The sequence below is a fragment of the Streptococcus sp. WB01_FAA12 genome (genome assembly GCF_012843315.1).
Lineage (GTDB): Bacteria > Bacillota > Bacilli > Lactobacillales > Streptococcaceae > Streptococcus.
On the sequence record NZ_JABAEX010000003.1, the window covers coordinates 125,632 to 138,267 of the forward strand.

Genomic DNA, 12,636 nt, shown 5'->3' on the forward strand with positions numbered 1-12,636 from the left:
GTGTGACTACTGAAGAAAAGAAAAAAACACCCTATTTAGATCGTTATACAGATAATTTGACAGAAAAAGTTTCAAAAAAAGCGGAAGATTATCAGGTGTACGGACGTGATAAAGAAGTAGAAGCTGTTCAGACCACTCTTCTCAGACGAACTAAGAATAATCCCATTTTGGTAGGAGAAGCTGGAGTTGGAAAAACAGCTATTGTTGAAGGATTTGCTTTAGCCATTTTAAGAAACCAGGTATCTCCCAAATTAAAAAACTTGACCGTGCGCTCTCTGGAACTATCTAGTTTAATGTCAGATGAGGATGGAGGATTTATTGTTAAGTTTAAAAAAATTATTGAGGAGATGGTAGAAACCAAAGGAGAGAATCTTCTCTTTATTGATGAATTTCATACTATTGTTGGTGCTGGTGGTTCAGATAAGGGCGCTTTGGATGCTGGAAATATTATTAAACCAGTTTTGTCACGTGGTGAGATGCAATTGATTGGCGCAACTACTTTAGATGAATTTCATGAATATATTGAAACGGACCGAGCGCTTGAGCGAAGGATGCAGCCAATTAGGGTTTCTGAACCAACAACTACTCAAGCGATTGAAATTCTTGAGCAAGCTAAAACTATTTACGAAAATTTTCACCAGGTGTCTATTAGTTCTGATGCTGTAAAACAAGCTGTACTTCTATCTGTCCGCTATATACCTGATCAATTTTTACCTGATAAAGCCTTTGACTTAATAGATGAAGCAGCAACAATTTGTTCTACAAATGGATTAGGCGATGTCAGGAAGCAAGAAATTGCAGAGGTGCTGAAAAATAAAACAGGTATTCCTGTCACGACGATTTTGAAAGGTAACAAGGAAAGACTAGATGGTTTAAAAGAAAAGCTGTCACGACGTGTTAAAGGCCAAGATGAGGCTGTAGATGCTGTTGTGGATTCTATAACTGTTGCACAAGCTGGTTTACAGGATCAAAGAAAGCCTCTATCCTCCTTTATGTTTCTAGGAACTTCTGGGGTTGGAAAAACAGAGCTTGCCTTGGCACTAGCAGAGGGAATATTTGATGATGAAGAGGCAATCATTCGCTTTGATATGTCTGAGTATAAACAAAAGGGAGATATCACAAAGCTGATTGGCGATCGCCAAACTAGAACGAAAGGACAATTGACTGAGAAAGTTAAACAAAAACCTTATAGCGTTATTTTGATCGATGAGGTGGAGAAAGCACACTCAGAAGTTGTAGATTTATTTTTGCAGGTGCTTGATGCAGGGCGCTTGACTGATTCAACTGGAAGGCAAGTAAGTTTTAAGAATACGATTGTCATTATTACTACGAATATTGGTTCGCAAAAAATTATTAATCAGTATGAATTGAAAGGAAATTTTAAAAAACTAACAGATAGGGATAAAGTACAGTTTGAAAAGAGCATGACGTTGGAGTTAGAAACTAAATTTCGACCAGAATTTCTCAATCGAATTGAATATAAATTGATTTTTAACATGTTAGACGAGGAAGTGAATAAGGAAATTATTGTCAAACAACTATCAGAAATTCAAGAAAGAATGAAGAATCAACAGTTGACTCTCTCTTATGAAGAAAGTTTGGTTACTTATTTATTGGATGTAGGAACCAATATAAAGGATGGGGCACGGCCACTGGAAAGAGTGATTAAACATAAAGTTCTCCCTTTAATTTCTAAAGAGTTTTTGAACTTATCTGATCACAATCAAGAGTATCATTTTCATCTTTGGGTAGAAGGTGATGCACCAGATGAGAATCACCGTGAAGATAAAAGAAAAATATTATTCGATGTTGAAACTGAAAAGACGTCATTTGGTGAAGCATTATTTTCTTAAAATTCACCTTAAAAAAAATGATTGTCCCTTTAAAAAATTTTTTTCAATTATCTATTATACTAACGTTGTCAAAAAAACAAAGGAGGATTTCTATGAAAAATTATTTGACAAGACAACTTCAGCAAGTAAAAACAAAATCACAGATGTTTTTATTGAGCCTTTCCCTGTTTCTAACAGGATCTACAGCCTATGCGGACGATCCATTTGCTAAGTCGGATAACTTGGCGAAACAAGGAATTACAAAAGTTCAGTTAGTCAGTGTTGCGCTATTTGGTCTAGCTGCCGTTGTCACTTCGCTCATTTATGCATTTGGTGGACGAGAGTTAAAAGCCTCAATGAAAAAAAATTGGATTTCAATTGCAATTGCAATTATTGGTGTTTCTGCAGGTCCAAGTATCATTGAATGGATTTTTGATTTTGTGAAAAATTAAGGGGTGGTGATATATGGCTTTTGCGCTCTTTAATAAAGGTCGCTGTACGATTACAGATGACTTATTTCTAGAAATCACCTGGGAAGATGGAAGAGGTCCAGAGGATGATAGTGAGTTGTTTGATATCCTCGAGGGATTGGATCATCTTTCTGATTTTTCTCAGCCGATTGCAAAAAGTTTGCCCTACCTAACATTTCAACAAGCCGAATTGTTATTTAAAGAGTTAAAACAGGCGTATGGTCAGTTTCAGCTGAAAAAAGTAGCAATTGCCCATCTGGAAGGAAAAAGCGTGGTGACAGAAGGGGAGGTTTATGCTAGTCCGTTCCTTATTACTGAAGACTATGAAAACCTCTTGCTTCCCCTCATTCAATCGATACTTACTCGCTCTGAATTTGGGAATTACAGCTATCAAGAAAAAAGGGAGTATTTTGAGAACCAGATTTATCCTGTATATAAACAAAGTTTGGGATTATCCGATTCTTCTCTTCCGCTTTTTCCAGCTGAAGGTGAGACAGAGGCTGTTTCACAACCAAATCGCTTGCCGCCTGTTCCAAATGCAAGGGATCAAACAGATGTTGCGGCTCCCGTATCTCAAAAGCGGTCAACTTCTCTGAAGAAATTTTATCTATTTTTAGGTGTTTTTGGAGTGTTGTCAGTAATAAATATCATTTGCATATTTTTTACTTTCGCTCAACTATCAAACCAGTCAGAAAAAGTAAATTTCTTATATCAGGAACAAAAAAATACTCAACTTATCATTTCAACGAAAAATGAAGTTGATGTATTTAGCCGTTATTTCTTACCTTCTTATTACTCGGGCAAAAAAGAAAACCTAGTAGATTTTCTTTCTGAAGGTGATGCAAAATTTACCAAACCAAAAGAAGGTATTTTACAGTCCGTTATTTTAGAGAAATTGAATTATGATTCAGAAACTCAAAGATATACGGTTTCCTATATCCTGTCTGTCAAAAGAGGGGATAAATCATCTAGCGTTAGATTAACTTTTGATGTAAAAGCGTCTGCTTCTTCAAAATATGGATTTGTTGTAGAAACAGAACCAAAGGAATCAAATTATCTTAAAAATTAGAAAAGGAAAAATCACAATGAACAAGAACAAAAACCAAGTATTAGCTACACTCGCGCTATCAACACTCGTACTTTTACAAGCTGGCGGATTTGCATCGGCAGACGAACTTGCACCAATTGATTCTTCAGCACCAACGACAGAAGTAGTTACGCCGACAGCACCAAGCGCATCAACAGAAACAGAGGTTCCAGCAAATAAGTCAACAGAGCCTTCAGTTACTCCAGTTGATCCGACAGCTCCCTCTGACAAGGATAACGCAGGAAGCCTTGACGGAGTGCCAGCTGAAAAACCAGCACCTTCAGATAAGGCGCAAGACAAGGATAATGCAGGTAGCCTCGATGGTGTTCCAACACCATCAGATAAACCACAAGACAAAGACAACGCAGGAAGTCTTGACGGAGTGCCAGCTGATAAACCAGCACCTTCAGATAAGGCGCAAGACAAGGATAATGCAGGTAGCTTAGATGGTGTTCCAGATGAACAGCCAAAAACTACTGATCAAGCGAACCAGCAAGGGAAGTCACAAATTGGAACCACTTCAAGCTCAACAGGTCAGGTGGTTCATGATGTGACAAAAGCACCTGTTCAAACCAGTACAGGTGATTCCATTGTCAGCACTCAAAACGGGAATCTTATCCTTGAAGATGGTTCTGTAGTTGCTCCTGAAGCACTTGGAGCTGTTACAAATGAAGACAAGACTATCAGTGTTTCAACTGCAGATGGTAAAATGGTAACTTTGCCAAACACAGGAACAAAACAAAGTTTCCTAGCTGTAATCGGTGGCATGTTGTTTACTGCGGTTGGATACTTCTACAAGAAGAAATTATTTTAATTAAGTGAAGGAGAAAGAAATATGACAGAAAAAACAAAAGGACACGGATATTTCCGTAAGAAAAAATGGGCTAAAGGTTTAGCATCAGGTATTGCAATTGCAGGTTTTATCGCCTTCTCTGCAGGTTCAGCATTTGCGGATGAGGCAGTCCAACCTGAAAGCAAAAATGATAATAACATCTATGCTACACAAGCTGGTAAAGCAACAGGAAGCCAGCCTGTAGCAATTGATAATACAGCAGTCTCAAAGGCTGCTGACAAGGCTAAAAAAGCTGGAGTAGTTGTATCTGAAACACCAAGCGTTGATAAGGGGACAGATACCACTGCTCCAAAACTTGAACAGTCTAAGTCTGAGATTAAACAAGATCAGGATAAACAAGTTCAGGAACTTGAAGCCACAACTACAAAACAAGTTCAAAACAACGAAGCTTTCAAGGAAGCACAGGAAGCTATTCACGCTAACAATCAATTTGTAGCTGATGAAAAAGCCAAGCATGAAGGGGCAACAACTGTCACAGTGACGAATAACGGTTCGACTGCCACAGATGGTTCAGCAGACCAAAACAAGAAAGCTACTCAAACAGCTAAACAGGTCTTGTCAGATAACCAACAAGCAGTAACAGAATACCTGGGTGAAAAAGCTAAGTATGATGCTACTGTCAAACAAGCTACGATTTTGAATCAGGCTGTAGAAGCCGCTGCTACAGACTTGAAGAAACAGGACGTAACGGTTAATGTAGTGACACGTACAGTTTCTTCAGTCGCAGAAGTAGAAGCGCTACAAAAGCAAAATGAACAAGCTATTGCGACCGCAAAAAGAAAAGGTGAGCTCAACAAAGCTCTTCTTGATGACTACTCAGAAAGCCAAACTGCTAGTCACGAAGTCAATCAGGATGCTGACCGTAAGTTGGCTGAATTGAAAAGCTCTGGTGTACTTTTAACCTCTAAAACAAAGGAAGTTTCTTCAGCTGAAGAAGCTAAGCAAATTGGGAAACAAAACCAAGCAGCTTATGATCAAGCTAAGCGAGACCAGGCGGAATGGCAGAAGAAGTACAATGAGCTTCGTGCTAAGACAAGCACGGAAGGCTACACTAAAGAAGTAGTCTTGCAAGCCCTTAGCGTTGCGACAGCAAATCCTGAAGCAACAGTAGAGTCCTCTGCTTCAGGAGCGCAGGTAACTACCAAAGATTACATCGCTTCATCAAATGGAACGTCAGGCTATACTCGTGTTCTTGACTCGACTAAAGTCTTGAAATATAAGGATGTTGGCACTGGATGGAAAACAGAAGTTGACTACACTAATCTGAAAGGTTTGACTGTTTCAACTGCAGATGGTAAAAAGCATGATATTTCTCGTATCCATCGAAAATTCGAGATTCTTAATCAAGGGAAGACAGGACTAAATGATGTCTATGTCTTGAACGATCCGACTGAGGGCTTTGTAGTCGCTCGTAATGATGGAGCTGGTGGAGCAGCAGACTACATGAATTTCTTGGTTACGGATACCTACTACTACAATGTGGATGGGAAAGAAGTAGCCTTCCAAGCAAGTGAAAAAACTCCTGCTACTCTAACCTATTCTTCACTCAATCACAATCGTATTGGTTGGGAAGGTGCGAAAGCCATTAACGGAACCCATGTTGAAATTAACGGCTCTACAGTTACAGAAAACAAAGATTATGGCTATGTTTACGCTGAAGAGTACAACCGCCAAGAAGATGTGGGGCATCTTTGGGATACATCTGACTCACCTTACCAATATAAGGGCGCTGCACTTGGTGTCTTTAAGAAAGGGACAGCTTTCACAACCGAGTTTATTCAATGGGATGGACCAGAAAGTCCAAATGGCCAAACCTATTGGTTCGCTTTGAATACAAAGGTTGTAACGCCAGTCGTTGAAGTTCCAGCTACTGCAACTATCACAAAAACAACCGTGAAGCCAGTTAAGACTGAACCTGTATCAGCGGAATTGGTCAAAGCAAAGAATCCAGCCAAACCAACCTTGGCGCTTAAAACTCTTTCTGAAACCAAAAATCAGAAATTGACAGCAAGTTATCACGGCTATAAATTGCAGTATAAACCAGTTGTCAGCAAATCTGTAGCAGATACAGATAAGACCAACACAAATGGTCAAGAAGTAGCTAAAAATGCTACTCAGACCTATACATTGACCCATGACAATATCTATGCGAACCTGAAAAAAGGGGACAAGATTACCATCATTGATCCACTTGAAGCTGGAGCAGTTTCTGATGTGGCTGTCACAAAGGCAGCTACAGAGAAAACGGGATGGGGCGTTGCCTATGATGCAGGAAAGAATACGTATACCTTTACTGCAACCTACGAAGGGAAGCGCCTAGAAGCTCCTGTGATTACCTGGAAGCCAATCTATGATAAAGGTTTCTATGACAACACTTATAAAGTGTTGGTGAATAACTATGAAGTTTTCTCAAATACTGTTACGAACTACACTCCAAGACCTCCAAAACCAGTTAAAGCGGTTCTAGATCGTGCTGGTAAGGACATCAATGGTGCGACAACATTTGATCGTAACGTGACCTTCCGCTTGATGACGGACTACAGTCCTTATACCAAAACACTTGCTTCAACACAAGCGATTGGTAAGAAGTTTGGAATCTTTGACGATGTTCAAGACAAAGCCTTCACAGTTGACCACAGTAAGATCAAGATGACTGCTGCAGGTAAAGATGTAAAAGACTTGTTTGACATGTATCACGTCCTTTCAGACAAAGGGCGTACAGATGCAATCAATAAGATTCTGAAAGAATTGAACTTGAATCCTAAGGGGGAATTCTATCTCTGGTTAGCAAAAGATTCCAAGAGTTTCTATCAAAACTATGTGAAGCAAAATAAAAACGTGACGATTGATCTCCCAGCTAAGCTCCTGGTTAAAGCAGGGGAGAAAGTCGAAAACGATCTTAAACAAATCGACTTTGGCAATGGCTATCAATCAAACCTTGTCACTATCTCGGTTCCTGATGTGAATCCAGAGAAACACGCCTTGGATCAAAAGGATAATAAAAAAGTCTTGGACGGCCAAGAAGTACAGATTGGTCAATACATCCGCTATCTACTTGATGGCGTAACCGTGCCTACTAAACATGATAGCCTCTTCCAATATGATGGTAGTGATCAGTTGGATGTGGTTCATGATCGATTCACAGGTAAGTGGGAAGGTATTTTCAAGGGTACAGAGTACACAGCTGAGAAGGACCTTATCTTGACTTATGATGTCATCCTGAAGGATGGAAAAGTAGTCAAAGCTGGCGACAAGATCGCCAAAGGTACAGCTTATGCCTTCTTATTTGAAGTGAACCAGGATACGGATCCTAACTTCCTCAAGAAAATTGTGACCGTTAAATGGAACGAAAAGGAAGGCAAATGGTCGTATGTTATTAACCAGGATTTCCTAAATTCTTTAGGTGTAAAAGGCACGTTCGATGCAGACTTCTATCTAGAAGTCGAACGCATCAAGGCTGGTAAGGTTGAAAATACCTTTATCAATACAGTCAATTTACAAGAGATGACGGCTAAAGTTACAACAACGCCGGAACCTCCAAAACCAGAGCCTAAAGAACCAGGCAAGCCACAACCTCAGCCGTCACTACCAAACACAGGAACAGCAGCAAGCATGCTGCCAACTTGGGGTGTGATTTTGGGGTTGATGAGTCTTGCAGTAGCAGGGCTTCGTAAGTCGAAAGAAAACTAACTTGATGAACTAAAATGAAAGGATGACCACAAGCTGGGGTATAACTCTCTTGTGGTCTTTATTGAAAGGAGAAAAAAATGCAAGTATTTATCGCTTCTGGACGTGTTGCATTCATACCAAGCGATTCTGTAGGTCAAACTAAAAATGGTCATACCAGTTTCAAATTTGAGTTCGTTTGTGATTCAAGTATGAATGATGATACAAATAAACCAATTTCTAGTTTCTTCCATGTACAAGTATACGGAAAACAAGCAGAATTGATGGCTCAGAGTCTATCAAAAGGCTCTCCAATCCTCTTAAAAGGAGAAATTATCCAACGACCATATAATGATGAACAGGGTCAACGTCGGACGTATCAGTTTATTTCCCCAAATCAACAAGGAGGAATCTCTTTCCTTGAAAATAAGGAAGCATCTAATCGACGTAAGCAGGAACAACAGGGATTTTCTCAGCCGACAGCAAGTTCTATCCCTACACCCTATCCTGAACCAATGGATGCGGATTCCCCATTTTAAAGGGATTGAAAGCATACAAGAACACTTGTGTGCTTTTTTTGTTGTTCATTTGTTGCATAAAAAGTTATATAACTTATTGTGTAACAATATCTTTTGTCCCTTTAACAAAGAATTTGATATTATCCCTTAGAATAGAGGGGAATTAAGAAATAATAAGAAAGGAGTGCAACAATGGCAAGACAAAAATACAATTATCTGTCTGATGAATTGATTGCAGAATCTCTTCAGGTGACCAATTACTTAGAACAAAGTCGATCCAGTCGATTGAATGTTCTTCAGTTGGATGGAGAGAAATGGTTAGAAAGTTACTTTCACCGTTATGAAAAAGCCTCTCCAAGGCTACAGTTTCACATATTTCTCTTTTCGAGCTTCTATACTCGAAAAATGGAGTGGTTCTTGGAAGGTGTGAGGGGGTAGTAGTTTGTTTGAGTTATTTGAAGTAGTATTTTACACCCTTATCCAAGTGATTCGAGCCAGTTGGTTCAATACCCTCCTTTTTCTAGGAGTCGCAGGTTATTACCTCTTCAGACTCTTTCAACCTTACTTTTTAAGGCAGTATCAGCGGTTACTAAAAAGCAAGAGTTTTCTTCAGCAGATTTTTAAAAGAGGTTGGAAAGGTCGCAAAACGATTGATTGGGAACAGGTATGGAAGCAATCAGCCAGAGGGCTGTTCAAATGGGTAAAGTTATTGATTCCAAAAATCATTGCGCTTGTCTCCCTCATTCTTTGGAATATTCTCTTTCGAATTGTTTATATGATTCCCTTTGTAAAACGGGAACGAAAACGGTTTGATAAAGAAATGAAACCCATTCTTTATTTTAAAAGTTATCGTAGCTTCGTCTATATGGGATTAGGTTTTAGCTTTATTGCTTTTATCTTAACCAATTACCTGGTTACTGTTTTGAGGGCTACAATCCGCTTTCTCTACTTTAGTATTTGGTCGTTTAAAGATGCTAGTAAGGCCGTAAACTTTGACTTAAACAGCCTCTTGTTTCAAAGTTTATTGAATGTAAAAGTCTTTTGGATTGCCCCGATTTTAGCTTTTCCTCTCTTTCTGATGGGTCTAGTCCTTGCTTGGAAATCTGCTTGGATTAACTTTGAGCAGTTTCGTGACTACAACCATAATGAGGAGGGGGATGACCGTTTTGTGACGGTTGATGAAATTCGTCGTCAATACAAAAAGATCCCCAATAAAGCTTTAACTTATCCAGGTGAGGGTGGGGCTCCTGTATTTCATGAACTGAATCATGATTTGGCAGGGCAAACACTCCGAACGCAAATGTTATGGCAAAATAAGACAATCAGTCGATACGTGACCAATGCGGAGCGCATTTTGGGCATGCAATCTTTTCCTTCGGGATATTATTACATTGAAGATAAGCCGACGAATCTGTTAGGGATTGGGATGACTCGTTCAGGTAAGGGGGAAGGTCAGATCACGACAACGATTGATATCAACAGTCGTGCGGAGTTGCAGCCATCGCTGGTTCTAGCAGACCCGAAAGGGGAACACTACCAAGCCTCTTACAAAACGATGAGGCAACGTGGCTATGAAGTTGATGTGCTTTCTTTCCAAAATATGGATTGGTCTATGTCCTACAATCCTTTGGCTCTAGCTATTGCAGCCGCCAAGAAAGGTTACTATGAGAAAACGCAAACCTATGTCAATGCAGTCGCAGAATCCATTTTTCCCAAACAAAAAGGCGGAGAGAAGGGAAATGCGGAATACTTCCGAAAGTCTTCTATATCCCTATTTAACGCTCTGACAATGGCTTTGATGGATCGAGCTAATGAAACCTATCAAAATGGTGAAGATGATGCCTGGGATACCATTACCATCCCAAACGTTGCGAAATTCTTGGCGACAATGGGATCAGAAGAAGTCTTTGTGGATGGAACGGGAGAAGTCGTTGAGAATCCAACTAGAGAACAACAGGTATCCAAGAAATCAAAAATCACGGTCTATTTTGATAATTTGAGACAAGTGAATCAAAAAAAATTCTCCAAATTCAGACAAATGGCAGATATCGAATTTCGTGCCTCAGACTTTGGTGGTGATGAGACCAAAGGAAATGTCTACTCTAGCATGATGACAGGAATCAACCTGTTCTTGCAAGATAACGTGGCCAAACTCACTTCTAAAAACTCGATTGATTTAGAGTCTTTTGCCTTCCCACGTCGATTGTCTGTTAAGTTGAGATCAAGCACCAACAGTCAATTAAAAAATGAGTTCAAGCATAAGACTGCTAGGGTAACCATTACAGGCTTGAAGAAATGGGGTAAAGTTGAAAAGCAAGTCGATTATGTGAAGCAAGCGACAGCTCTTATTGATGGAGAAGGCTATCTGACTTATGCCATCGAACCTAAACTTCCAGATCAGTTTACGGTTACGATTGATTTTAATCATAAGAAAAATGGTAAGTCTCCAGTTCGGGATCGGGTCTTCCAATTCTCAGCTGAAAAAGTCTATCGAAAAGATGGAGATAGGTTAGAACTAGATGAGTATACCAAGAAGCCAATTTTAGATCATATCGATGTAAGGGTTCTGAAGAGCAAAGAAGACACTCAAAATCTTCTCCAAGAGTCAGATATTGAGTTGATTTACTCCGATAAACCAAGAGTCGTCTATCTGGTAACACCACCAAACCGAACAGAGTACAATGGGATTGTCTCTTTGTTCTTGGATCAGTTGTACAATGCCAACTATGACCTTGCCTTAACAAATGGGCGGAAATGTATCAATCGCATTCTCCATATCTTGGATGAGTTTACAAACATTCCAGCTATTCCTCACATGGATACGAAAATTTCTATCGGATTGGGGCAAAACATTCTCTATTATCTTTGGGTTCAAAACTTGGAACAATTGGTTAATGTCTATGGTGAAAATGTTGCGCAAACGATTCTGGATAACTGTTCATTGAAAGTTTACGTCAAAACGACGTCTCCAGATACCAATAAGAGATTTAGTGGGGAGTTGGGTACACGTACCATTACTCGCAGAAGACGCTCCAGCAATATCTTGGACGAAGCCAATCCAAATGTAGCTGTCGAGAATCCAAAACAAGAGTTGTTGACACCAACACAATTGGCCAAACTCCAGGAAGGAGAAGCGGTTATCTTACGTGGAGTCAAGGGACGGGATAATGTTGGACGTAAGGTCACAACGGATCCAATCTTCGCACATGATAAGAACAGCTTCCCTTACAAGTACATGTTCTTACAAGAGGAGTTTGATACATCGATGACTCTTGCGGATATTCCAGTCGAAAGTGCACACCGTGAGCTAGAGCTCCAGGAAATAGCAGTTGATGCTGGTACAGCCTTTAATAACATTATAGACTGGAGGCAACGTTTGACTATGCCTCTCCTCAGCAACAATGGAGAAACTCCTAAACTATCAGGTCGTCATAGTAAAGGACAAAAGGTACAATCCCAATCATTTACTTCCACAGATGAACTATTTCAGGCAACTGTAGCTAATGTCATTCAAGGCGACTATGATTATTATGATGATGGAGACGACTTCTTTGCGGATGAAGTTATCTAAAAAGATATACAATAAGTTATATAAACACTTGCAAGAAAAAATGATGTTTGTTATAATGAAATAAATAATGATTAGGAGAAAAATGATGAAAGCAAAGTACTTTTTAAGAATTGTTTTAGTAGGTTTAGCCTTGATTATACTTGGAGCTTGTGGTCAAAAATCACCTGATTCTATTGCTAAAAATGTGCTAAAAGATAGCTATACAGGCTTTTCACAAGAAGATGGTTATGAGAGTCTTGATTTTAAAGGTGGAGTAGGAACTACCTTAAAATTTGACAAAGAAAAGCGAACTATTTCAAATAACGACGGTGAAAGTATTAACTACAGTGTGCTTTCAGAAGAACAAGTAAAGTCGATTCCAGCCTCTTTCAGGGGAACTATTGTTAGTTTAGAAAGTCAACTGAAAGGAAAAGACACTTTTACAATCGCTGTTGATTATAGGGATATAGGTAAGCCTGAAGAAGCAGAGGCTTATTATCAAGTCGTCTTGACCGAGGGTGGTAAAAAAATCCGAATCATTGAGCTACGTCGTGGCTATAAAGAAGACAATGCTTTCTATGATTTTAATGGAACAGCAGATTAACTTACAGAAAAGTCTCAATTACTTGAGGCTTTTTTGTTGTCAGAATTTCATTGTCC

The 12,636-nt window shown here is 39.4% G+C and carries 9 protein-coding genes; all 9 read left to right on the plus strand.

Going from position 1 to position 12,636, the window contains the following annotated elements; genetic code table 11:
- Positions 1-2 precede the first annotated feature (2 nt).
- Complete coding sequence (locus HF881_RS05825; protein WP_084910566.1) at positions 3-1,853, plus strand: ATP-dependent Clp protease ATP-binding subunit; 1,851 nt, start codon at positions 3-5, stop codon at positions 1,851-1,853.
- A 92-nt stretch (positions 1,854-1,945) separates the two neighbouring features.
- Positions 1,946-2,284, plus strand: coding sequence for a hypothetical protein (locus HF881_RS05830; protein ID WP_061409490.1), 339 nt, complete (start codon positions 1,946-1,948; stop codon positions 2,282-2,284).
- A 13-nt stretch (positions 2,285-2,297) separates the two neighbouring features.
- A complete protein-coding gene (locus HF881_RS05835) occupies positions 2,298-3,371 on the plus strand; it encodes a hypothetical protein (RefSeq protein WP_169446786.1) in 1,074 nt (357 codons plus the stop codon).
- 16 nt (positions 3,372-3,387) lie between these two features.
- Positions 3,388-4,203, plus strand: coding sequence for an LPXTG cell wall anchor domain-containing protein (locus HF881_RS05840; RefSeq protein ID WP_169446787.1), 816 nt, complete (start codon positions 3,388-3,390; stop codon positions 4,201-4,203).
- A gap of 21 nt (positions 4,204-4,224) precedes the next feature.
- A complete protein-coding gene (locus HF881_RS05845; protein WP_169446788.1) occupies positions 4,225-7,932 on the plus strand; it encodes an SspB-related isopeptide-forming adhesin in 3,708 nt (1,235 codons plus the stop codon).
- 77 nt (positions 7,933-8,009) lie between these two features.
- Positions 8,010-8,447 carry a single-stranded DNA-binding protein gene (locus HF881_RS05850; RefSeq protein ID WP_169446789.1) on the plus strand — a complete coding sequence of 146 codons (438 nt, stop codon included), beginning with the start codon at positions 8,010-8,012 and terminating at the stop codon, positions 8,445-8,447.
- Positions 8,448-8,618: 171 nt separating this feature from the next.
- Positions 8,619-8,864 (plus strand): hypothetical protein, encoded by a 246-nt coding sequence (locus HF881_RS05855; RefSeq protein WP_000113751.1) that lies wholly within the window; start codon positions 8,619-8,621, stop codon positions 8,862-8,864.
- A 4-nt stretch (positions 8,865-8,868) separates the two neighbouring features.
- Positions 8,869-11,997, plus strand: coding sequence for a VirD4-like conjugal transfer protein, CD1115 family (locus HF881_RS05860; RefSeq protein WP_169446790.1), 3,129 nt, complete (start codon positions 8,869-8,871; stop codon positions 11,995-11,997).
- A gap of 82 nt (positions 11,998-12,079) precedes the next feature.
- Positions 12,080-12,580: a hypothetical protein gene (locus HF881_RS05865; protein ID WP_134805412.1), complete on the plus strand. Its 501-nt coding sequence runs from the start codon at positions 12,080-12,082 to the stop codon at positions 12,578-12,580.
- The last annotated feature ends 56 nt before the right edge of the window (positions 12,581-12,636 follow it).

What these genes read in the sequence shown, in the direction of transcription:
- HF881_RS05865 (WP_134805412.1), top strand. Translation starts at nt 12,080, where the DNA reads ATGATGAAAGCAAAGTACTTTTTAAGAATTGTTTTAGTAGGTTTAGCC.
- HF881_RS05850 (WP_169446789.1), top strand. Translation starts at nt 8,010, where the DNA reads ATGCAAGTATTTATCGCTTCTGGACGTGTTGCATTCATACCAAGCGAT.
- HF881_RS05840 (WP_169446787.1), top strand. Translation starts at nt 3,388, where the DNA reads ATGAACAAGAACAAAAACCAAGTATTAGCTACACTCGCGCTATCAACA.
- HF881_RS05845 (WP_169446788.1), top strand. Translation starts at nt 4,225, where the DNA reads ATGACAGAAAAAACAAAAGGACACGGATATTTCCGTAAGAAAAAATGG.
- HF881_RS05855 (WP_000113751.1), top strand. Translation starts at nt 8,619, where the DNA reads ATGGCAAGACAAAAATACAATTATCTGTCTGATGAATTGATTGCAGAA.
- HF881_RS05830 (WP_061409490.1), top strand. Translation starts at nt 1,946, where the DNA reads ATGAAAAATTATTTGACAAGACAACTTCAGCAAGTAAAAACAAAATCA.
- HF881_RS05835 (WP_169446786.1), top strand. Translation starts at nt 2,298, where the DNA reads ATGGCTTTTGCGCTCTTTAATAAAGGTCGCTGTACGATTACAGATGAC.